17 protein-coding genes are annotated in these 24,290 nt (G+C 43.4%); 15 read left to right on the forward strand and 2 right to left on the reverse strand.

All coding sequences use genetic code 11. The features are described from left to right. The first annotated feature begins 32 nt into the window (after positions 1–32). On the forward strand, positions 33–1,292 hold the full coding sequence (rseP, locus tag TZ97_RS00745) for an RIP metalloprotease RseP (protein WP_021154371.1): 1,260 nt from the start codon (positions 33–35) through the stop codon (positions 1,290–1,292). A 15-nt stretch (positions 1,293–1,307) separates the two neighbouring features. After that, positions 1,308–3,158, forward strand: coding sequence for a proline--tRNA ligase (locus TZ97_RS00750; protein WP_045759056.1), 1,851 nt, complete (start codon positions 1,308–1,310; stop codon positions 3,156–3,158). 54 nt (positions 3,159–3,212) lie between these two features. Here the strand turns inward: TZ97_RS00750 and TZ97_RS00755 are convergent, their stop codons facing one another. Next, the gene (locus tag TZ97_RS00755; protein WP_045759057.1) at positions 3,213–3,773 is read right to left on the reverse strand and encodes a hypothetical protein; all 561 of its coding nucleotides are present in this window, start codon (positions 3,771–3,773) and stop codon (positions 3,213–3,215) included. Between the two features lie 477 nt (positions 3,774–4,250). Here TZ97_RS00755 and TZ97_RS00760 point away from each other — a divergent pair, with 477 nt between their 5' ends. From TZ97_RS00760 to TZ97_RS00805, 10 genes are all read left to right on the forward strand, one after another. Beyond that, complete coding sequence (locus TZ97_RS00760) at positions 4,251–4,538, forward strand: WXG100 family type VII secretion target (protein WP_031576577.1); 288 nt, start codon at positions 4,251–4,253, stop codon at positions 4,536–4,538. 131 nt (positions 4,539–4,669) lie between these two features. Further along, complete coding sequence (gene esaA, locus TZ97_RS00765; protein WP_045759058.1) at positions 4,670–7,693, forward strand: type VII secretion protein EsaA; 3,024 nt, start codon at positions 4,670–4,672, stop codon at positions 7,691–7,693. After that, on the forward strand, positions 7,690–8,145 hold the full coding sequence (gene essA, locus TZ97_RS00770; RefSeq protein WP_045759059.1) for a type VII secretion protein EssA: 456 nt from the start codon (positions 7,690–7,692) through the stop codon (positions 8,143–8,145). The genes esaA and essA overlap by 4 nt, the downstream gene beginning before the upstream one ends. After that, positions 8,146–8,388, forward strand: coding sequence for an EsaB/YukD family protein (locus TZ97_RS00775; protein WP_003013697.1), 243 nt, complete (start codon positions 8,146–8,148; stop codon positions 8,386–8,388). Position 8,389: 1 nt separating this feature from the next. Continuing rightward, positions 8,390–9,679: a type VII secretion protein EssB gene (gene essB / locus TZ97_RS00780; protein ID WP_045759060.1), complete on the forward strand. Its 1,290-nt coding sequence runs from the start codon at positions 8,390–8,392 to the stop codon at positions 9,677–9,679. Positions 9,680–9,682: 3 nt separating this feature from the next. After that, entirely contained in the window at positions 9,683–14,107 is a 4,425-nt protein-coding gene (gene essC, locus TZ97_RS00785; RefSeq protein WP_045759061.1) for a type VII secretion protein EssC, read from the forward strand. Continuing rightward, complete coding sequence (locus tag TZ97_RS00790) at positions 14,104–14,457, forward strand: hypothetical protein (protein ID WP_003009991.1); 354 nt, start codon at positions 14,104–14,106, stop codon at positions 14,455–14,457. Before essC ends, TZ97_RS00790 begins: the two co-directional genes overlap by 4 nt. 10 nt (positions 14,458–14,467) lie before the next feature. After that, the gene (locus TZ97_RS00795) at positions 14,468–16,666 is read left to right on the forward strand and encodes a hypothetical protein (RefSeq protein WP_045759062.1); all 2,199 of its coding nucleotides are present in this window, start codon (positions 14,468–14,470) and stop codon (positions 16,664–16,666) included. After that, the gene (locus TZ97_RS00800) at positions 16,653–17,633 is read left to right on the forward strand and encodes a hypothetical protein (RefSeq protein WP_045759063.1); all 981 of its coding nucleotides are present in this window, start codon (positions 16,653–16,655) and stop codon (positions 17,631–17,633) included. Before TZ97_RS00795 ends, TZ97_RS00800 begins: the two co-directional genes overlap by 14 nt. A 33-nt stretch (positions 17,634–17,666) precedes the next feature. After that, complete coding sequence (locus tag TZ97_RS00805; RefSeq protein WP_045759064.1) at positions 17,667–18,026, forward strand: hypothetical protein; 360 nt, start codon at positions 17,667–17,669, stop codon at positions 18,024–18,026. 226 nt (positions 18,027–18,252) lie between these two features. On the opposite strand, the gene TZ97_RS00810 is transcribed toward TZ97_RS00805, so the two are convergent. Beyond that, entirely contained in the window at positions 18,253–18,864 is a 612-nt protein-coding gene (locus TZ97_RS00810) for a Fic family protein (RefSeq protein WP_152620207.1), read from the reverse strand. 81 nt (positions 18,865–18,945) lie between these two features. Between TZ97_RS00810 and TZ97_RS00815 the strand changes: the two genes are divergently transcribed. The 3 genes from TZ97_RS00815 to TZ97_RS10800 all read left to right on the forward strand — a co-directional run bounded on the left by TZ97_RS00815 (position 18,946) and on the right by TZ97_RS10800 (position 24,230). Next, entirely contained in the window at positions 18,946–19,473 is a 528-nt protein-coding gene (locus TZ97_RS00815) for a hypothetical protein (protein ID WP_052690117.1), read from the forward strand. Positions 19,474–19,668: 195 nt separating this feature from the next. Then, positions 19,669–24,063 (forward strand): PolC-type DNA polymerase III, encoded by a 4,395-nt coding sequence (locus tag TZ97_RS00820; RefSeq protein ID WP_045759065.1) that lies wholly within the window; start codon positions 19,669–19,671, stop codon positions 24,061–24,063. 17 nt (positions 24,064–24,080) lie between these two features. After that, entirely contained in the window at positions 24,081–24,230 is a 150-nt protein-coding gene (locus TZ97_RS10800) for a hypothetical protein (RefSeq protein WP_003010006.1), read from the forward strand. The last annotated feature ends 60 nt before the right edge of the window (positions 24,231–24,290 follow it).

Consider the following 24,290-nt stretch of genomic DNA (forward strand, 5'->3'; position numbering starts at 1 on the left):
GAAGAGATAGAAAGGAAACCACGTATAGAACGATGCAGTTTATTGCCTTTATTGTTATTTTTGGAGTGATCGTTCTCGTTCACGAGTTTGGTCATTTCTATTTTGCAAAAAAATCGGGCATCCTGGTGCGAGAATTCTCGATCGGGATGGGTCCAAAGATCTTTGCCCATATTGGTCAAGATGGAACAGCCTATACGATTCGCATTCTACCTTTAGGTGGCTATGTTCGGATGGCTGGCTGGGGTGAGGATACAACTGAGATTAAAACCGGAACGCCTGTCAGCTTGACGCTAAATGAGGCTGGTAAGGTCGTCCGGATCAATCTTTCAGGAAAGAATCTGGATCAGACAGCCCTTCCCATGAATGTTACCCAGTTTGACTTTGAAGACAAACTGGAAATTACGGGCTTGGTTCTCGATGAGACTAAGACTTATGATGTCGATCATGATGCGACCATCGTTGAGGAAGATGGAACAGAAGTGCGGATTGCACCGAGAGATGTTCAGTATCAGAATGCCAGCATTTGGGGACGATTAATCACCAACTTTGCGGGTCCTATGAACAACTTTATCCTCAGTATTGTCGTCTACTCACTTTTAGCCTTTATGCGCGGTGGTGCGATTGACTACTACAGCAACAATGTTCAGGTGGCACCCGATGGGGCGCTGGCTAAGGTCGGTGTCAAAAGCAATGTTCAGATCCTTCAAGTCAACAACGACACCGTTAGCAACTGGGATGAGCTGACAGACGCTGTTGAGAAAGCAACCAAGGACAGCAAGACGGCTCCTGAATTGACCCTGAAGGTCAAGACAGACGGCCAAGAAAAAGAAGTCAAAGTGAAGCCAACTAAGTCAGGGAATCGTTACTATTTGGGTGTGACAAATGGCCTCAAGACAGGATTTGTGGATAAACTCTTGTCTGGTTTTACAGATACCTGGAATACAGCGACACGGATTTTGGGAGCTTTGAAAGATATCATTTTCCACTTTAGTCTCAATAAACTGGGTGGACCGGTTGCTATCTACAATGCCAGCTCACAAGCTGCTCAATTAGGGATTCCAGCAGTCTTGTCTCTTATGGCCATGCTCTCTATTAATATTGGGATCTTCAATCTAATCCCGATTCCAGCTTTGGATGGAGGAAAAATCTTGATCAATTTGATCGAGGTCGTCCGGAGAAAGCCATTGAAACAAGAAGTAGAAACCTATATGACACTTGCAGGTGTAGCTGTAATGGTTATTTTGATGATTGCTGTCACCTGGAATGATATTATGAAATTATTTTTGAAATAGAAAAGGATATTGTCCATGAAACAAAGTAAAATGTTGATTCCAACGCTTCGCGAAATGCCAAGCGATGCTCAAGTCATTAGCCATGCTTTGATGTTGCGTGCAGGTTATGTTCGCCAAGTATCAGCTGGTGTCTATTCGTATTTGCCACTAGCTAATCGAGTGATTGAAAAAGCAAAAGGCATCATGCGCCAAGAATTCGAAAAAATTGGAGCAGTAGAAATGCTTGCTCCAGCCCTTTTGAGTGCGGATCTCTGGCGTGAATCTGGTCGTTACGAAACTTACGGGGAAGACCTCTATAAGTTGAAAAACCGTGAAGGCTCTGATTTTATCTTAGGTCCAACTCACGAAGAAACCTTTACCGCTATTGTGCGCGACTCAGTAAAATCTTACAAACAATTGCCGTTGAATCTCTACCAAATTCAACCAAAATACCGCGATGAAAAACGCCCACGGAACGGTCTTCTTCGGACCCGTGAGTTCATCATGAAAGACGGTTATAGCTTCCATGCTAACTACGATAGCTTAGATGTCACTTATGATGAATATAAGGCAGCTTATGAGCGGATCTTCACACGCAGTGGTATCGACTACAAAGCCATCATCGGTGATGGTGGTGCCATGGGCGGAAAAGATAGCCAAGAGTTTATGGCTGTTACGCCTGCTCGTACAGACTTGGATCGTTGGGTTGTTTTAGACAAATCAGTGGCTTCCTTTGATGAAATTCCAGCAGAAGTCCAAGAAGAAATCAAAGCAGAATTGCTCAAATGGATGGTCTCTGGTGAAGATACCATTGCCTATTCAAGTGAATCAACCTATGCTGCCAACTTGGAAATGGCTACTAACGAATACAAGCCAAGTAACCGTGTTGTAGCAGAAGAAGAAGTGAAGCGCGTGGAAACACCAGGTGTCAAATCGATTGATGAAGTAGCTGCATTCTTGAATGTTCCAGAAGAAGCTACTATTAAGACTTTGGTTTACATCGCAGATGGTGAGCCTGTTGTTGCCCTTCTTGTAGGTAATGATCAGCTCAATGAAGTGAAGTTGAAAAACCACCTCGGCGCAGACTTCTTTGAACCTGCAACCGAAGTGGAAGTGAAAGAATTATTGGGAGCTGATTTTGGCTCTCTCGGTCCAGTTGATCTTCCTGAAAATGTTAAGATTATCGCAGACCGCAAGGTCCAAGACAGCCGTAATGCAGTAGTCGGTGCCAATGAAACAGGCTACCACTTAACTGGTGTCAACCCAGGACGTGACTTTACTGCAGAATACGTCGATATCCGTGAAGTTCGTGAAGGCGAAATCTCACCAGATGGGAAAGGGGTCTTGAACTTTGCACGTGGGATCGAAATCGGTCACATTTTCAAACTCGGCACACGCTACTCCGCTAGCATGGGAGCAGATGTCTTGGACGAAAACGGTCGTGCAGTTCCAATCATCATGGGCTGCTACGGAATCGGTGTCAGCCGTCTTCTTTCAGCCGTTATGGAACAACATGCTCGCCTCTTTGTCAATAAGACTCCAAAAGGGGAGTACCGTTACGCTTGGGGAATTAACTTTCCTAAAGAATTGGCGCCATTTGATGTGCACTTGATTCCAGTCAATGTCAAGGATGAAGCGAGTCTTGCTTTGATCGATCGGATCGAAGAAGCCTTGGTGAATAAAGGCTACGAAGTCTTGGTGGATGACCGAAATGAACGCGCTGGTGTCAAATTCAGCGATAGTGATTTGATTGGACTTCCAATCCGCGTAACAGTTGGTAAGAAAGCAGCTGAAGGTATCGTAGAAGTGAAAATCAAAGCAACGGGAGATACCATCGAAGTTCATGCGGACAATCTCCTTGAAACCCTTTCAATCTTGAATAAATAAGAAAAAGCTTTCTGAGCCCTCACCAGTGTGGTGATGAAACTCAGGAAGCTCTTTTTATTTTTCTTCTTTGAGACCTTGATCTTTGAAATAGGTAAAGAGATCTTGAGGTTTGCCATTGAGGTATTTCTTGAACTCAGCTGTTTCTTCCTCCCCTTGATCCCCGTAGATGGAAGCAAACTCATCTTTCTTGATTTTTGAGAAGTCAGCTTGTAAGACCTTGGCATAGGATTGTTTATCTTTCGAAATTTGAATGCGGAAGCTAAGACCAGGCTTGCCATTTAAGCTTTTATAGATATCGCTATGTTCTAATTCTTCTTGGTAGATTTCCTTTAACTCGGAAAGATCCATGTCTTGCAAATCTGAGGAAATGGGTTCAAAACTAAGAAAAGTAAAAGAGACAATTTCATCTTTTTTGTAGCCGATTTGAATTTTGTTTTGGTGGTGATCGTTAAGTTCTGTGGAGAAAGTTTTGGTTCGAATGTTCTCTTCTTTTTCTTTTTTCACTTGGGAAGTGCTTTGGCTAGATGTTGTTGAAGCTTTTCCTTTTTCTGCTTGGCCTTGGCTACAAGCGGTAAGAGCTAGGAGGCAGACAGAGGTCAATAATATTTTTTTCATAGAAACTCCTTATAGGTTAATGGTGTTCGATCTTGTATGAAACAAGTTTTGAACAGGTTTCATTATACCATAAAAGTTTTAAAAATGAAAAAATATACAAAAATCTTCAAAATTTGCTTTTAAAAACACCTAAAATCAACAATTTTAATCTATGTGTCGAGTTAATATGAAAGGACAGAGTGTCTTCTTTTATTTCCGGAAATAATACTAGTTGGAGACTACTGGGGCAAGGAATTCAGAAAATATATTACATGTTTATGACAAAGTGTTACACAATTGTAACAAAGTTACAATGTTTTATCAGTTAGCCCTCTAAACTTGACATTCTGGCAATATTTCATTAAGATATTTTTAAGTAAATAATACAAAAAGGGAGCAAAAGGTAAAATATACAGTTATCTGGCATTTTACTAATTCGTACTAAAATGTATTGTTTATGGAAAAAATATAAGGGTATCAGCCCAAAAGGAGAAACATATGGCTCAAATTAAATTAACTCCAGAAGAACTACGTCAATCAGCACAACGCTATGCACAAGGTTCTCAAGAAATCGATCAAATCCTTAACACTTTGACTCATGAACAACAAGTCATCGACGCAAACTGGGATGGATCTGCATTTGATAGCTTTGAAGCACAATTCAACGAATTGTCTCCAAAAATCAAACAATTCGCTCAATTGTTGGAAGACATCAACGCTCAATTGATCAAAGTCGCTGATATCGTTGAACAAACTGACCAAGATATCGCTGCACAAATCCACTAAGATAGTCTTGGAGGTGATCTTACTTCTTGTAGGTAGATCACCCTTTTGTCTTTTGATATATAGAAAATAGGGGTTAGATTCTTAATTCCTAACCCCTATTTTGTATCTATGAATTAGAAAAAGGAAAAGGTATGGAAGTTAAAAATAAAAAATGGTTAAAATACATCGGTCAGAGTGCGGTTGTGCTCCTTTTGATGGGATCTGTAGTGGGTCTTTATACGACGGTTCAAAAGAACCAAAAGCAAAACGAAGCAAAGACCGTGCAAACGACAGAAAACACCAAGCTCAACATTGCGGTTGTCAATGAAGACAAGGCGGTCAAACTGAATGATAAAGAATACAACCTTGGGGCTAGCTATGTAAAGAATATCGAACGGGATAATTCGCAAAACTGGTCTGTACTCCCTCGTGGAGCTGCTGAGTCAGGGCTTGCAGATGGCAAGTACCAATTGATGATTGTCATTCCAAGTGACTTTTCAGAGAAGGTCTTGGAAGTGAACGCGGTTAATGCAGAGAAGACCACGGTGACGTATAAGGTCAATGCGGCTGGAAATTCTCAGGTTGAAAACGAGGCCAATAAAGTCGCTAAAGATATCGTTTCAGACTTGAATAGCCAGTTGGTTGATATGTATATGGTCAGCATTTTGAGCAACCTCTATACAGCTCAGAAAAACGTGGAGACAAGTAACAAGATCCAATCGACCAACATTGGTTCATACCGAAGCAACTTGCTGGATTCGGCCTTGGATTCCAAGAATATCTTCCCAAGTCTCTATAGCTTGTCTACGTCTTCTGTTGAGTCGAATAATGCCTTGAAGACAGTCCTTGAGTCTTATACACAGGCTTTTGATCAATTGACCCAATCTCAGGATCAGTACGGTCAAAACTTCGATACATTGATCAAACAACGCTCTGAGGATAAAATTAGCCATGAAGAGTTCATGAATCAGCTGATGTCTATGAATCAGTCTGTTGTCAGTGAAAAGACCCAAGAGTTGTATAAGAATCTACAACAAAACCAAGAAGCAATTACCAAACAATTGAGTCAACCAACTGAAACCGAAGGAGATGCTTCAGGTACCAAGACCTATGCAGGCTTGACAAAAGATGTGAATGATCGTGTGGCAGACCTCGAAAAAGGGATCAAGGCAGAACGCGACAAATTAGATGAGCACGAAAATAACATCGAGTCTTCTGTAAAATCGAAGATCCTTGACTACTATGGTCTAAAAGAAGGAGACAAAGTCACTCTTCGTACCTTGCTTGGAAAGCCAAAAATCGAAACTATCAGCAAGGCTCGAGATAAAGCGGATGATGACATTCGTCAAGCAATTGAAAAACTTCCGTCTTTAGATCCTGCTAGTCTGAATTTGAATAAGTATGGAAATCTCAACGCAGCGATTGATTTTGATAGTGCTTTTGCTGGAACGAAGGCGCAAGCAAAAGGAAATGCCGATGAATTAAAACGATTGGCTGCAGAAGTGGATGCCAAATTAACGGCAGTTGCGGATGTCCTTAATGCTAAATCTGGGAAACAGAAAGTTAGTATTCATGTCCCTGCAGGGGTCAAGGTTGATACTTGGACCTATGATGGACAGACTTATGCAGGCAGTGGTGAGCAGGAAGTCGAACTGAAAGATGGCAAACAAATTCAAATTCACCTTGTTGAAGATGGAGGAGCTATGCCAAGCGCGATTGATGTTGAAGTCCTTGTGAATGGGGTTTCTTCAACCAGTGTGACCGTATCTGCAGAAGATTTGAAAACAGCGGTTGCTAACTACGCATCGAAAGCTAGTGAAATCGCCTTGGATTATCAACGCGCAGGAGCATTGATCAATGCCTACTACCCAGAAGATGACAACCATGTTCGTCATTCACTCTATGATCCAATCGAAGATATGGATTTGACAAACGCTTTGGTCGACATCGTGAAGGCTGCTGTTTCAAGTAACATGAAGGACTACCGTAAGAGCATTGAAACGGATGAATCTGGGGATGCAACGAAGAGTGTGAAAGCCCAGTTAGATGGTACACTTAAACAGTTGCAAGACTTGGGACCACAATTGCAGGCAAATCTTCAAGCAATCGAAAACACCAACAAGGATCTAACCCAAAATATCAACGATCAATTGAAGCAGTATGCAGACCTTCAAAAACGCCTAGAAGCTATCTCATCTGCACAAGAAACAGTGACACAGGCTCAAACCAAGACCGATGCAGATTTGTCAGCTCTTGGTTCTGAATACACGTCATTATTGAGCTCGACAGAAGGCGTTAAGAGCTCATCTCGTAGCAATGTAGAAGCTGCTAACTCTACCAATGAAATCTTTAGCCAATTGAACAAAGAATTGGAAAAAGCCCAAGGCAATACAGAGAAATTGTCTAGCAATGCAGAGAGCTTGATGGGTGAATTCGACAAGGAATTGTCTGAAAATGGGAACTTCGTCGAAGCCTTCCGTAAGGTCTTCAACAATGCCTATGAAAACGGAGTGCCGAATGAAGTCTTGCTCGACTTCTTGTCAAATCCAGTTGCAGAGAAATCTTCTTCTGTGAAAGCGACTATCAACGTCTACCGTCCATTTATCTGGATCTTTATGTTGGAAGTCTTGAGTCTCTTTACAGCTTATCTCTTTGCGACGCAACCAATCATTCGCAAGGTTAAGGATCGTTTCAAATTGGATCGTTTGCAAGAATCAGATCTCTTGTCTGTCGGTGTCCTTGTGGGACTTTCTCTCATCCTTGGACTGGTGATCGGAATGATTTCAAGTATTCAACTCTCTGTTGGTCGTGAATATGTACCTTCATGGGTATTCTTAGCGGTTCTAGCAAGCTTTGTCTTGGTACAACTACAATACCTTCTCTTGAAACACTTCCGTGTGATTGGAATGGGACTAGCCTTCTTCATGTTGATCAGCTACGTCTACCTATCAAGTGCGATCGGAACGACTGCGACCTTGTCAGGCCTTCCAGCACTGGTGAAAAATGTCAACCTCCTTTCTATTTTAGAAGGACAGTTTGCGGGTTACTTTGATGGACAAACAGCCGGTATCGGCGTCTTCTTCGGATTGTTGGTCTTCTTCGGACTTTTGGCCCTTGCCAATATCTTCATTCCTAAGAAGTTTACTCAAACAAAGGAAATTGAATCAAGCTTATGAAAAAAATGATGTATCTTCTCTTTGTCTTTAGTCTCTTGCCAGTAGCTGTTGTTTCTGCAGATGATTTTATTGATAATCGTCTGCAGGTCAACAACTCACGTCTTGAGACAGAGCAGGAAAAGACACTTGGGGGCCAATTGGATGCGACTGAGTCTCTTTTCAATGAGAAGGATCAGAAAAAATTAGCAGATGAAAAACGCAAGCAAGAGAAACAATTGACCGATTCAGACGGCCAGTTGTTTTCTGCTATAAAGGGAAAGAAAAAAACGGGGCCTGAAGCGGACCTGTTCCAGCCTGAAAATCAAAAATTATCTAAATTCGAGTCCAATGTGGAGGACAATTCGGCTAGCCTGTCGGATTTTATTCCAGCCTTGCAAATGCTGGCTTGGAGTGCCCTTCTCTTTGGGATTGCTGGCTATATTTCCTATCGAATCTATAGAAAAGAGGCCTAAATGGACCAACATATCAATGTCACCTTCCGTATGAATGGTGCAAGCCATGACCTCCGAATCCCAACACGGATGGAGGTGCGACGCTTGATTCGCGAATTGGATCAGATCTTTGGGTCTGCCATGGAGCCTAGAAGTAAGTATCAGTTGCGCGTGGTAAATAAGGGCATCTTGCTGGATGAAGGCAAGGTGGTACAAGAGTATCCGATCACAAGTGGTGATCTGATCGAGATTGAGGAGTGGTAAGGTGAAAGAAGAACAATTTACACTGGAAGAACAAGTCTTCCGTTTTGAAAAAGAAGACACGAGCTGGCAGCTGGACCTCAAGCGTTCAGAAGTGGATAGCCAGGATTTACGCAATTTATGGATTTTGGATCTCCATCATCCCTTGTTTTTAGAGCAGAGCATGACAGCGGATCAAGACCAGATTCATCTGACCTATCAGACAGATGCTCTGGGCTTGAGTGCAGAAGAAATCCAAGAATTACCGGTTTCAGACCGTCTACGTCTAGCTATTAATGTCTTAGATTTGGCGCCAGCCTTGGAGCTTCCGGTGACCTTTATGTTGCATCCCATCAATTTGTTTGTGACCAAGGATGCGCAAGTCAAGATCGCTTACCGCGGGGTTCCGGGAATGATGGTGCCACGCAAGTGGGATCAGGTTGAATTCTTGCGCCAGGCCAAGTGTTATGCGGTCACTCTTTTTGGGGACTGGGATTTCATGGAGCTCTATCAAGGCACGCTCGAATTAGAAGATCTGCCAGATTTCTTGGTGGAAATCCGTGATGCTGCTAGCTTAGAAGAGATGAAAGCTCTCTTAGAGAAAGCCTACCAAGAACGCAAGGAAGAGGAAGAAAAGACCTTGACCTTGGTCTCAAGCCGTCAACACCGAATCTTTAAGTTGGCAACAGTGTGGCTTTCCGCTGTAGTGGCCCTCTTACTCTTGCCTTTGATCTATTTGGTCTTTTTCCAAGCACCCTTTAAAGAAAAGTTGCTTCAAGCGGATACAGCCTATCTCAAGGTAGACTATACCGGTGTGATCGATGAGTTGGAGGGAGTGGCTCCAAGCAGTCTTCCAACGACACAGAAATATGAGTTGGCGACGTCTTATTTGCAAGGCTTGAATTTCTCAGAGGACCAAAAGAAGGTCATCCTTAACAATGTTACGCTCAAGTCAGACAGCCTCTATCTCCACTACTGGATCTATATCGGCCGTCATGACTTTACCCAAGCGCTGGATACAGCCAAGCGGATCGACGATTCAGACTTGATCATCTACGTCCTTCGTAAAGAAATCAAGGCGACACGTGATAGCGAAAAACTCTCTGGTGAACAGCGCGAGAAAAAACTCTCTGAGCTTGAGGGCGAATATAAGAAATACTGGGATGCCCGCTCTAAACTCTTAGAAGCAGAGACAGATGAAACCAAAGCTTCCACTAGCAGCTCAACAACAGCTTCATCTACAGAAGGTTCCTCAACAGAAAGCTCGTCTTCTACAACTGCAAGCTCGACTGAGTCTAGCGAACACAAGGAGTAGTCTATGAAAAAACGTATCATACTCTATAAAAAAGGTTTTCGCTATGAGCTAGCGCTAGAAGAGGGAAAAACAGCGACCGTATCGAATCAAGAAACAGCTCAGTTGACCCTGGCTTCGCAAGAAAAACCCCTTCATTTCCAATGGAGTCAAGGAGAAATCTTCTACCAGTATGGTGAAGACAAGGGTGTGCTTGAAAATAGCAAGATTCTTGGAGATGTGGTCTGCTACTTGGCGACAGGGGAAGTCCATACCTATGAACTGCTTGATAAGGAAGAAATTCTCGTAGCAGATGAAAAGGGTGCGGATGTGCGCTTGCACTATCCAGTACGCTTTCTCCTTGTGAAAAAAGAGCAGACTTGGACTTGTCAGCTCTTATCCGGAAAACTCTACCATAACCACAAACTCGTCAGTGAAGCGACTTTTCCACTGGCCTTTGGGGATGAACTGGCTATTGGAGATGTGACCTTTAAGCTCTATCCAGAAGAATTTGGTGTGGAAGGGGCTGTCGAAGTGAGTCCTTATCTAGTGCCGCGTTTGCATTCACGCTATGACTTCTACAAGGACTATCCAGAGTACCACCGGTCTCCGCGGATTATCTACCGGAGTTCGGAAGACAAGATCTTGATCAATCCTCCGGGAGCGGAGCCTCAAAAGCCATCAGATGAACTCTTGAAGTTGATCATGCCACCCCTCATCATGGTTGGGGTAACCCTCTTGATCACCATTTTCCAACCGCGGGGGCTCTATATCATCGCGACGGTGTCCATGTCTGTGGTCAGTGTGATCTTTTCGGTCCAAGGATTCTTCAAGAATCGTAAGAAATACAAAGAAGACAAGAAAGAGCGCGTGGAGCTCTACCATCTCTATCTCAAGGACAAGGCTAAGGACTTGGAACAGCTATCTCGGAAGCAGCGAGAAGGCATGTTTTACCATTTCCCAGCGATTGAAGACTTGACTAAGATGGTCAAACGCTATGACTCGCGGATCTACGAAAAAACACCGCTTCATTTTGATTTTTTGGCCTATCGTTTGGGCTTGGGCAAGGTTCCAACCAGCTATGAGCTCAAATATGGTCAGGAAGAGCGCAGTGGGAAGAAAGATGCCTTGGAAGAAGAAGGCTATGCCCTTTTCCAAGCTCACCAAAAGATCGACAATCTTCCGATTGTAGCCAGCCTTAATCGGGGACCTGTAGGGTATGTCGGTCCTCGTCCTATCGTGTTAGAGCAGTTGCAACTCCTCGTTGCCCAATTGGCTGTCTTTCACTCTTACCATGATCTGACTATTATTCCGATCATTCCAGAAGAAGAAAAAGAAAGCTGGGATTGGATGCGCTGGTTGCCTCATGCGACTCTGCAAGACATGAATGTCCGTAGTTTTGTCTACAATCAGCGGACACGTGATCAGGTCTTGAACAGTCTCAACCAGATCCTCAAGCTCCGCAAGGCGCAAAAAGAGGAAGAAAAAGCCAATGATACCAAGATCTTCCACCCTCACTATGTGGTCCTCATCACTGATGAAACCTTGATTTTGGATCATGTCATCATGGAGTTTTTCCGTGAGGATCCGACAGAGCTAGGCTGCTCCATTATCTATGTGGCAGACGTACTCTCATCTCTTTCTGAAAATATTCAAACGGTTATCTCTATTAAGGACCGCAACCAAGGGCAATTGCTCTTGCAAGAAGGGGTTCTTCGCGAACTCGACTTCCAATTGGATCACTTTCCTGAAGGTTATGACAAGGAAGCCATCTCGCGTGGCCTAGCCCCACTGAAACATATCCAACAGCTCAAGAGCTCAATTCCAGACTCGGTGACCTTCCTTGAAATGTATCAGGCGGAGACCTTCAATGACCTCAAGGTTTTGAGTCGTTGGGAGAGTCATGCCCCTTACCAAAGTTTGGCCGTGCCGATTGGTCTGCGCGGGAAGGACGATTTGGTCTACCTCAATCTCCATGAAAAAGCTCATGGACCACACGGCTTGATCGCAGGGACAACCGGTTCTGGTAAGTCTGAGACCATTCAGTCTTACATCTTGAGCCTTGCCGTCAACTTCCACCCACACGATGTGGCTTTCCTCCTCATCGACTACAAGGGTGGGGGAATGGCCAACCTCTTCAAGGATCTGCCTCACTTGCTTGGGACTATCACCAACTTGGATGGTGCCCAGTCTATGCGGGCCCTAGCCTCTATCAATGCGGAGATCCATCGTCGGGAGCGTCTCTTTGGCCAATATGGGGTTAACCATATCAACCAATACCAAAAGAAATTTAAACTAGGTGAAGCGACAGAACCGCTTCCTCACCTCTTCTTGATCAGTGATGAGTTCGCCGAACTCAAGGTCAACCAACCAGACTTCATCAAGGAGTTGGTCTCTATCGCGCGTGTCGGGCGTTCCCTCGGGGTACACTTGATCCTTGCGACGCAAAAACCTTCTGGGGTCGTGGATGACCAGATCTGGTCCAACTCCCGCTTCAAGCTAGCCCTCAAGGTGGCAGACCGTGGGGACTCTATGGAGATGCTGCGGACGGCAGATGCGGCTGAGATCACCCAGACCGGTCGTGCCTACCTCCAAGTCGGAAATAACGAAGTCTATGAGCTCTTCCAAACCGCTTGGTCAGGAGCAGACTACCAGCCTGAGAAGGACCAGCTAGGGATCGAAGACCATACCATCTACTTGATCAATGAACTGGGCCAATACGAAGTCCTCAACCAAGACCTCTCTGGTCTGGATATGGCAGAAGAAATCAAGGAAGTGCCAACAGAGCTGGATGTCATCGTGCAAGAAATCAATCACTTGCACCAACAAGAAGGCATCGCAGCTGTGGCCCAACCATGGTTGCCACCGCTCAAAGAGCGGATCACGCTGGATGAGTTAGAAAAGGTCGTACCAATCGAGGCTTGGCAAAAACAGACAGCTCCAAGCGTCCTGATCGGGGTCGCCGATATCCCGCAAGCGCAAAAGCAAGAAGCAGTCGCCATCGATCTGTCAAAAGATGGCAATATCCTTCTTTACGGAAGTCCAGGTACAGGAAAGACCACTTTCCTCCAGACAGCCGCAATGGATCTGGCTCGCAAGCAGAGCCCAGAAAATCTGACTATGTATCTGCTGGATTTCGGAACCAATGGTCTAGCACCCTTGACTCAATTGCCACATGTGGCCGATAGCCTCTTGCTGGATCAGACGGAGAAAATCCAGAAATTCATCCGGATCATCAACCGTGAGTTGGATCGCCGCAAGAAGCTGCTTTCTGAGCATGGTGTCGGCACCATCGCCCTCTACCGTGAAGTAACCGGTAAGCAAGAGCCGACCATGGTCATCCTCATGGATAGCTATGAGTCCATGAAGGACGAGCCTTATGAGACAGACCTCTTCAAGCTCTTCATGCGGATCTCTCGTGAAGGTCTCAGCATCGGTGTGCACTTGATCATCACAGCTAGCCGTCAGAACAACCTGCGGGCTCAGCTCTATTCAAACTTCAAGCATCAGCTGACCTTGCCACAAAATGATATCTCTGAGGTCCGCGGTATCGTGGGAGCAACCCCACTGGCGTCTACGATGGAAGACATTAAGGGACGCGCCCTCATGAAGCGTGACGAAGTCGATGTCGTCCAGTTCGCCCTACCAGTTGCAGGGGACAATGATATCCAAATCATTAACAACCTCCGCGACCAAGTCCAAAGTCTCAAAGAGATGTGGACAGGCCACACCCCAGCAGGTATCCCAATGGTGCCAGATGAGTTGACAGAAGCAGCCTTCTATGGACGTGAGGATGTAGCGGCCTTGCTGGATGGAGGTAAAGTACCTCTCGGACTGGATCTGGAAACAGTTGAACCGGTAACATGGGATCCTGATGTATCAAACTTACTTTATTTAACAAGTAAAGAAAGTCAAATGACAAATCTGCTAAAACAATTAATCCAGTATGGTCAAAAACATCAAGAGAAATTAGTTGTATTTGCACCTGAACATAATTTCTTACCTAAAATAGAGAATATAGAAATATTAAGCTCAAAAGAAGATGTAATGGATATGATTGGCGGGTTAGCATTAAAGGTTTCTGAGCGACTAGATAAACGATTGACAGATCATGTAGTGAAAATCATTATCCTTGATTTTGCACATTTTGTAGATGGTTTAGATTCAGTAACACAGCAAAAATTAATCAGTGTATTAGAAAAAGGCTATCGTGTAGGTTACAGTTCTGTAATTATGAGTGATTCAGGTATTTCTAGCCGTTATGATCCTGTAACAAAAGAAGTGAAGAAAATATCACAGGTTCTTTTAGGTCTTCGATATACAGATCAGACAATTGTTACAGCAGTCAATAAACCAATTAGAGAAGGGCAACTAAACTATCAAGAGCATTATTATATTAGACAAAATACCTTGAATAAAATTAAGGTTTTAGTAGATAAGGAGTCAATATGAGTAAATCTGAACTTATAGCACAAATTAACAAAATTCATGCAATTGTAAATACTTCAAGAGAGAAATTAAAAAAACTACTAGCCGCTAAGAGCAAAGTAGATACGATAGAGATTGCGTTGAAGTATATTCCCGAAAATGCAGAAAGCATAAAAGATTCCTATGATTTATATGGCGCTCCATATGATGTGATGGCTACTGATGAAAAACAAGTTATTACTCAGGCAAATACAGATTTTAAAAAAGTACGGGAGACTGTATCAAATGAGTTAGAGCAAGCTATTAAACAAGAAAATACTATTATAAGTAGTAATAGCTATTTGTTGGAATCATTGCAAAAACAACTCAGTTAAGGAGTACAATATGGCTAAAGTTAAAATTAATAGCATCTCAGAATTAGAGTCATATGGAAAGAATATAAAAGACTTTTCTGATAAGTATGAAGTAGAAACCAATGCTCTGTATCGCAATTTTACTGATAAAGCAGGTAATGATAGTAAAGGGGCTGCCGTAAATGCTTACTTTAAAAAGTTAAATACAATACAAAGTCAAATCTTTTCTCAATTACCGTCTGCCATTAAAAAATATGGGGAAGTTGTAACAACGTATGTTAGTGAAATTAGAGCGGCAGAGTTTGTTGATAAGTGTTATAGTAGCGATACGGGAGCGAATGATTTATCAAGCCTACTTAAAGGAGCACAAACAAATGATATTTTCAATCTATCCAAAGATTTAGATGGGGCTTTTAAACAGGCTGCGGATGCTATGGGAAATTCTCCATATAATACAGAAGGGGCTCTTAATACAGCTACGACAGATTTAGAGAATGCAGCTACTAAACGAACTGAAAAAGATAAGGCGGTACAAGAAGCCTATGATAAATTTATAAATAATATTAAAGATGCGACTGATGTAATAAAAAACTTTCAGGCTATCTTAAATAATGCGATTTACTTTTCTGATATTCCTAGTTCAGCAATCTTTCAAGCTATTGCAAATGGTCATCTCACAGCAATTCAAATGTACTATTTAAATGTTCCTAAGACTAAGGAGGATGCTCAGGCACTGAAAGCTATTATTAGTGATAAGCCTGGTGACGTATTGAAGGTAGATCCGAATAAAATTTCTGAAGAAATGTATGCGGTTATTGCTAATGAACAGAATGACTGGACGCTAGCTGAGAATAATGAAATGTGGCAACACTTTGTAAATGCTTTAGGTGATTATTCAGTTGAACGAAATGACATTTTCACAAATGGTATATTAAAGGCAGAGGATCATCTTGCACAAATATTAATGTTCCAAATGTATCAACTGTATGAGGATAAGCCAACTTTACCAGAGAATGCAACTCCTGAACAAATAGAGAAATATGAAGAAGACATGAAAAATTATCAAATTCTGTATGATTCCTATCAATCGGAGTTGAATGCAATCAATAGTAATACAGGTTTGATGTACTCTCTACAAGTTTTAGAAATAGGAACTTCCATGGAGTCCAAATTCTTCGAAAATAGAAGAACAATGGAATATTACTACTATAAAAAAGTGGCAAAAGTTGAATTAAATAACGGTCAGTTTAATATTAAAACAGATAAAGGATTCTTTCAGTTCGACGCTAGCTCGGCACAGCAGGTTTATCAACAGAGGAAACTTAAGCCTACTGATAAAGATTATACCTGGGGAGAGTATAATGAATACACAGCAACAACGGAATATTCAGATTTTGGAATGGAAGCTTCGGAGTACAGTGAACGGTTAGAAGGACTTCGGAAAGAAAGACAGAAAGCGCATGATGATTTTAACGATAGTATCCTAAAAGCAATAGCTGAAACAGGAATATCTTTTATTCCATTTGGTTCGACTGCTTTATCGGTCGTCAAGACTTTGGGTGCAGTGAGTGATGGATTTAAAGGTAATGAGTTTCAGTCTAACGGTACGGATGCTATTAAGTCGGCAAGAGATGATTATAAGAGTCTCTATAAGAAAACTACAGGTCAGGATATCCCTGATACAAAATTTGATAAACTCTGGGATCATTGGAGTAAGTTGAGCTCCGGAATATCTGATGCAGCAGAAGCTGTAAACACTTATAATTCTGCTATTAGTCAGATTGATCAGCAAACTTCCGAAGCTAGAAACGATTTTATGGAAAAGATTTTGGACTATGGAGGATGGGACCTATCAGAAAATGGTAAATCTACTATAGCAAATGGAAGATTTGGCCAGTACTATGATTTTAATGCAATTCTGAGAGTGAAGGAATTAAATAAGTTAGGTCTAAAGGGTTACATTAATAATGCGACAAACCTTACTGAGAATGATTTAGATGCTGCGATCAATAAGACATTTACAGAAGAAGACAAACAAGCCTATTCGGATGTCATTGCCTATGCGAGAGGCAAAGAAACAGCTTTAAAATTACAAGATATGTCTCCAGAACAATTGGAAAAATTTACTACTATTGTTAAGAATATCGGAAGAGATGGTATGTCAGGCTTGGGAGACTATTTTGATAAAGAATACCAAATAGAAGAGGTGAAGCCGTATGGTGCCAAATAGCAAAAACAAAAATAGTATATTTGCCTCTTCTCGATTATTATTAGGAACTATCTTTATTTTTCTTCTTTTTGGCTGTTCAAACCATTTAGAGGATGACCAAAAAAAATCTAGTAGTTCAGATAGAAATGAGTATTTTAGTGTTTATAACCTCAATGCGGATATTCAAAAATTTGAATTTATTGATGATAAAAACGGTGTTATTGTTGAGTGGGATTTTGAAAATAACAAGGTGGCGAAAGCTATTAATTCCTCTGATTGGATTAGAGTAAATCCAAATTTTCTTGTTAGAGAGCGCGAAAAATTAAGACGAGCGACTGCTAGTAAAGAAATGAAGTCAGATGAATATGTATATCTGGACATTTTTGATTTAACCAATAAAAAAGCCTCTAAAAAAGAAATAGATGTTTGGAAATTAATGGTAAATTATTTGAAAAATGATCATATAGAGTTACATGGTACGCTGTCAACGCTTAGAAGAATAGGTGACAATGATTATGTTGTTCTCTCGATAACCGAACAGAAAAAATATCGATACTTTTTACTAAATCTTAGAACTCTAAAAATAGATGCTGAGAAAACAGAGCAAGAGCTTAACGTGAAAAATCAGATTGACATCAGGTTGTTCACAGATGAAAAAAATAGATCGGGTGTTGAGCCTTTTGATAACGGATTTTGGAAATCACAAGATTATAACGGAAACATCAATTTAAAACATTCCGATCGATCAGCATTTAACCTTTTTTCTAAAAAGAATAGCTTTGCTTATAAAGTAATTAATGAGGAGAATGGGACTATTATAAATGGCAGAGAGCTCATCAATCTTGAGACAGAATTTCTGAAAACTGGAATATCTGTTTACGATGGTTTATACTTAGATGCTAAATGGAGTATCGAAGGGAAGACAACCAAAATCACAAACTATGAAGATATACAGAAATATTATAATGGTAGAATGGGGATAAATTAATGTATATAGAATTTAAGAGGAGGAAGTAATTATATGGTAATGGACTCGACAGTTGAAATAGATGTTGCTCATATTCATGGTATTCAAGTTGCTGCAAAAGAACTGGGTGATCAGATCACTGATGGAGCTTCGTCTGTTTCTGATGACTCAGGGGACTTGATTTCATCTGGAACAAATGAAATCAAGTCAATAGTGGGGAATGTTGCCACAGTGGTGAGTAAACTAAATAACTATTTAGACCATGTAGCGACATCGTTTCATAAAGCAGATGCTTCGATAGCCAACTCCATTTCCAAAGGTGGTGTAGTAGAATCGTATGGAAAACCGAAAAATGATACTACAGCTACATCGCCTACTGATGGTGAAAAAGCTGCAGCAGATGGTTTACCTTGATTAGTTGGCTCTTTATCAACTATAGTCAGTGGCGAAAAGTTACAACCTGGAGAGGACCAAATTGGTTCTCTCCTTTTTGATGTTCAAGGCAGTACGTAGACTAGTTTTTTAATTTCTTACGTTTTCGAAAAATCTTAATGTCGTTGATCAGTTGATGAGCAATCCTAATCTTGCAAACAAAAACAACTGCCTTCCTGACAGTTGCTTTCCTAAGGAGTTTAAGACCTTATTTTAATCTCTTATATTTTGTGGCTCTTCCGATGCCTTCTCGCTGGATCTCGCCTCTTGCTACCAATTTTCTTAGTGCGCCTTCAATGGAACTGATGCTGAGGGATGGGCAGAGTTCAAGAATGTCTTGCTTGGTGAATCGTCCTAGTTTTTGTTGGGTTGCTTTTCGGACGAGTTCCAGAGCAGGAAGTTTTTCTTCGATGATGGTAAATCGCTCTTCGAAGGCTTTGTAGGCTACAAGGATGGTTCCAAGCAGGTATTTCACAAATGGTAGTACGTCCTCTTGTTCATCATGCCAATGGTGTCTTGATTTTCTTAAATCTTCATAATATGTTGCTTTGTTTTGGGCGATGAAAGCTTCTAAGGAGATATATTTCCCTACATAGAAGCCACTTCGATATAATAATAGGGTCGTTAATAACCGACTCATTCTCCCATTTCCATTGTTAAAGGGGCGGATGCATAAGAAATCATGGATGAAAAAAGGGATCGCAATCAGAGGTTCCACTTCAAAATTCCCTAGTATGCGATTGTATTCATAGCAGATCTTGTCTAAAGCTTCCTGTTTCGAAAGGTGCCAGCGGTGTAAATAGTACTTCCGTATGACCATCTAGTAACTAACTTGATCTTCAAATTAATTTTCGGTATGATAGTAAGGAATGATGTATAAATGATTGATAAGGAGTAACCAATGTCTAAAGAAACTTATTTACAGCTGAAGAAAGAATTTTTGATGCGTTTTGTTTTTAATGTGGGGATTGCGGGGATTGGTCTTGTGTTATTGATCATTATGATTTTCAATCAATCACGCTATATTCCCTACTTGCTCGTGGTCATGGGGATGATTTCCTTGATGAACCAAGTCTTGGTCATGCCAACCAAGACCAAGAAAGATGCCTGTGAGAAAGAGCATCCGGAGTGGAAGGACTTGTCGATCAAAGGCATCAAGGTCGACTCTAAAGAGCAGTCAAAACGCTACGGAGTAAGCCTGATTGCTTTGATCGTGGTCATCGGGGCTTTCTTTGCTATGTATCGTCCGACTTTCCAAGCGCAAAAAGAGCAAGAGGAGAAAGTGGAAATCCGGCAGAAGTTGCAGCCTGTCATGGAGGATATCCAAAAGCAAGAACAAAGCTCGAGAGAAGCGGTCCAGTCTCAGATGAAGGATTTGCTTCGGACACCGAGCTCCAGTTCAGAAACAGAGGCAACAAGTGGGGAATGATCTGGATTGCCTGCTGTTGGCCAACCATCGAGAAATCACCGTCCTATCGGTGATTTTTTTGTCTTCACTTCTCCCTCGAATTAATCCTTAAATTGTGATAAAATAAGGGTTACGAATGTTTTTGATTGGTCTGTTTTTGCTTAGAAAACGGGCCGCTCAAAAGCGAGCAAAAGAATCAAGATCAAGGGAGAAACAATGTCCAACACCTTTGAAATTTTAATGGATCAGCTGGATATGCCGCTGGAGATGCGATCTTCCAGTGCCTTTTTGCATGCGGAGATTCAAGAAGTCGTGGTGCATAAGGTCAGTCGGGTTTGGGAGTTCCGCTTTGCTTTTGCGGAGGTCTTGCCGATTGCTTTGTTTAAGGAATTGCGCCAGCGCTTGAAGGATGAATTTTCAAAGACAGGAAACCAGGCGACCTTTACCATCCAAGTGGCCAATCAGGACTTTTCTGATGATTTATTGCAGGCCTACTATCGGGAGGTCTTTGAGGATGGACCTTGTGCTAGTCAAGGATTTAAGGGACTTTACCAAGACTTGCAGGTGCGTGCGGAAGGGCAGGAATTGATCATCTCAGGGCCTTCTTCGGTTGATACGGAGCATTTTCGTAAGAATCATTTGCCTAACCTTGCCAAGCAATTGGAAGCCTTTGGTTTTCCGCATTTCACCTGTCGGGTGGAGTCTGATGAGGAGTTGACAGAGCAAGAAGTGGCGCGCTTTGAAGAGGAAAATGAAAAGATCTTCCAAGCAGCCAATGAAGAAACCTTGCGGGCTATGGAATTCTTGGCCCAGATGGCTCCGCCACCAGCGGTTGAAGAAAAGCCAGCCTTTGACTTCAAGGCTAAGAAAGCCGTAGCTAAACCTAAGCTAGACAAGGCTGAGATCACTCCGATGATCGAGATCACGACAGAAGAGAACCGGATTGTCTTTGAGGGTGTGGTCTTTGACGTGGAGCACAAGGTGACGCGGACCGGTCGGGTCTTGATCAGCTTTAAGATGACCGACTATACCTCGAGTTTTTCCCTTCAGAAATGGGTGAAAAATGAGGAAGAAGCCCAGAAGTTTGATATGATCAAGAAGAACAGCTGGCTCCGAGTGCGGGGAAATATCGAAATGAACAATTTCACGCGCGACTTGACCATGAATGTCCAAGACATCCAGGAAGTTGTGCATTATGCCCGCAAGGACCTGATGCCAGAAGGCGAGCGCCGGGTGGAATTCCACGCGCATACCAATATGTCGACGATGGATGCCCTGCCGGAAGTCGAAGAGCTGATCGCCAAGGCAGCTGAGTGGGGGCATAAGGCGGTGGCTATCACCGACCATGGGAATGTGCAGAGTTTCCCACATGGCTTTAAAGCAGCCAAGAAAGCTGGGATCCAGCTGATCTATGGGATGGAAGCCAATATCGTAGAGGACAAGGTGCCCATCACCTATAACGAGGTGGATCTGGACCTCAATGAAGCGACTTATGTGGTCTTTGACGTGGAAACGACAGGACTTTCAGCCATTTACAATGACTTGATCCAGGTCGCTGCTTCTAAGATGTACAAGGGCAATGTCATTGAGGAGTTTGATGAGTTTATCGATCCGGGCCATCCTTTGTCCGCCTTTACAACCCAATTGACAGGGATCACCAATGAGCATGTCCGGGGGGCTAAGCCCTTGGTGCAGGTCTTGAAGGAATTTCAAGCCTTCTGTGAGGGAACGGTTCTTGTCGCCCACAATGCTACCTTTGACGTGGGCTTCATGAATGCCAACTACGAGCGTCATGGCCTTCCCAAGATCACTCAGCCAGTCATCGATACCCTGGAATTTGCTCGTAACCTTTATCCAGATTTTAAACGGCATGGCTTGGGACCATTGACCAAGCGCTTTGGAGTAGGCTTGGAGCACCACCACATGGCCAACTACGATGCGGAAGCGACGGGGCGCCTGCTCTTTATCTTCATCAAAGATGTCGCTGAAAAGCATGGCGTGACCAATCTTAAGGATCTGAATATCGATTTGATCGATGAGAATTCTTATAAGAAGGCGCGGGTCAAGCATGCGACTCTCTATGTCAAGAACCAGACTGGCCTTAAGAATATGTTTAAACTGGTCTCTCTTTCTGGGACCAAGTATTTCGAAGGAGTCCCACGGATTCCCAAGACCGTGCTGGACGCTCACCGCGAGGGCTTGATCCTCGGATCGGCCTGCTCAGAAGGGGAAGTCTTTGATGCGGTCATGTCGCAAGGTGTGGATGCGGCAGTCGAAGTGGCCAAGTACTACGACTTTATCGAGGTTATGCCACCGGCTATCTATGCACCCCTCATTGCCAAGGAGCAGGTCAAGGATATGGAGGAACTCCAGACCATTATCAAGAGCTTGATCGAAGTGGGGGATCGTCTCGGCAAGCCTGTTCTTGCGACAGGAAATGTCCACTATCTAGAGCCGGAAGATGAGATTTATCGGGAGATCATTGTCCGTAGTCTCGGTCAAGGGGCTATGATCAACCGGACCATTGGGCACGGAGAAGATGCCCAGCCAGCGCCTCTGCCAAAAGCGCATTTTAGAACTACCAATGAAATGCTGGATGAATTCGCCTTTTTGGGAGAAGACTTGGCGCGCAAGATTGTTATTGAAAACACCAATGCACTCGCAGAGACCTTTGAGCCGGTCGAAGTGGTCAAGGGTGACCTCTATACACCCTTTATCGACAAGGCCGAAGAAACAGTTGCAGAATTGACCTATAAGCGAGCCTTCGAGATCTATGGTAATCCGCTCCCTGATATTGTCGATTTGCGGATTGAAAAGGAATTAACCTCCATCTTGGGGAATGGCTTTGCCGTGATTTATCTAGCATCGCAAATGCTGGTGCATCGTTCCAATGAACGGGGCTACCTGGTTGGTTCGCGTGGATCCGTCGGATCCAGCTTTGTCGCGACCATGATCGGGATCACTGAGGTCAATCCACTTTCGCCTCACTATGTCTGCAGCCAGTGCCAGTACAGTGAGTTCATCACAGACGGTTCTTATGGATCTGGTTTTGATATGCCGGACAAGGATTGTCCAAACTGTGGCCACAAGCTCAGCAAAAACGGACAGGACATTCCCTTTGAAACCTTCCTTGGTTTCGATGGGGACAAGGTACCCGATATCGATTTGAACTTCTCTGGGGAAGACCAGCCGAGTGCTCACTTGGATGTTCGGGATATCTTTGGGGAAGAATATGCCTTCCGGGCAGGAACAGTTGGTACGGTCGCAGCTAAGACTGCCTATGGGTTTGTGAAAGGCTATGAGCGAGACTACGGCAAGTATTACCGGGATGCAGAGGTGGAACGTCTGGCGCAAGGTGCCGCTGGGGTCAAGCGGACGACCGGTCAGCACCCAGGGGGAATCGTCGTTATTCCAAACTATATGGACGTCTATGATTTCACTCCTGTTCAGTACCCGGCAGATGATGTGACCGCTGAATGGCAGACCACTCACTTTAACTTCCACGATATCGATGAGAACGTCCTCAAGCTCGATGTCCTGGGACATGATGATCCGACCATGATTCGGAAACTTCAGGACTTATCAGGCATTGATCCAAATGATATCCCTATGGATGATCCAGGAGTCATGGCCCTCTTTTCTGGGACAGAAGTGCTAGGGGTAACAGCCGAGCAGATCGGAACACCGACAGGGATGTTGGGGATTCCAGAGTTTGGGACCAACTTTGTTCGGGGCATGGTCGAAGAGACCCATCCGACGACCTTCGCAGAGTTACTCCAGCTTTCTGGTTTGTCTCACGGTACCGATGTATGGTTGGGAAATGCCCAAGACTTGATCAAGGCAGGAATTGCCGATCTATCGACCGTTATTGGGTGTCGGGATGACATCATGGTTTACCTCATGCACGCGGGGCTCGAGCCTAAGATGGCCTTTACCATCATGGAGCGCGTGCGGAAAGGCATGTGGCTCAAGATCTCAGAAGAAGAGCGCAATGGCTACATCCAAGCCATGAAGGAAAACAATGTCCCTGAATGGTACATCGAGTCCTGTGGAAAGATCAAGTACATGTTCCCGAAAGCCCATGCGGCGGCCTATGTTATGATGGCCCTTCGTGTAGCCTACTTTAAGGTGCACCATCCACTTTATTACTACTGTGCTTACTTCTCGATTCGGGCCAAGGCCTTTGACATCAAGACTATGGGGGCCGGCCTTGAGGCCGTGAAAGCGCGGATGAAGGAAATTGCTGAGAAACGTAAGAACAACGAAGCTTCCAACGTCGAGATCGATCTCTACACCACCCTTGAGATTGTCAATGAGATGTGGGAGCGGGGCTTCAAGTTTGGCAAGCTAGACCTCTATCGTAGTCAGGCGACAGAATTCTTGATCGATGGAGATACCCTCATTCCACCTTTTGTTGCTATGGATGGTTTGGGAGAGAACGTTGCCAAGCAAATCGTGCGGGCGCGTGAAGAAGGAGAATTCCTTTCTAAAACAGAACTCCGTAAGCGCGGCGGTGTCTCGTCCACACTGGTTGAAAAGATGGATGAGATGGGCATTCTTGGCAATATGCCGGAGGATAACCAGTTGAGCCTCTTTGATGATTTGTTCTAGAAACAAAGGAGGAGAATATGAAGGTAGAAATTTTTGCAGAAGACAAACCAGCTGAAAAAGTTTTTGAGTACAAGCTAGAAGTGGCAGACAATGTGCTGCTCCTTTCCACTGCCATGCTCTCAGGAGCAATTGCTCTAGCCGGCTTATTTTCAGCCTTGAAAGATTAACTGACAGCCTCTATTTTCCTTTTGAAAATAGAGGTTTTTCAGTCCTTTCAGATCTGATAA

Source organism: Streptococcus parasanguinis (genome assembly GCF_000963275.1).
In the GTDB taxonomy this organism is placed as follows: domain Bacteria; phylum Bacillota; class Bacilli; order Lactobacillales; family Streptococcaceae; genus Streptococcus; species Streptococcus parasanguinis_B.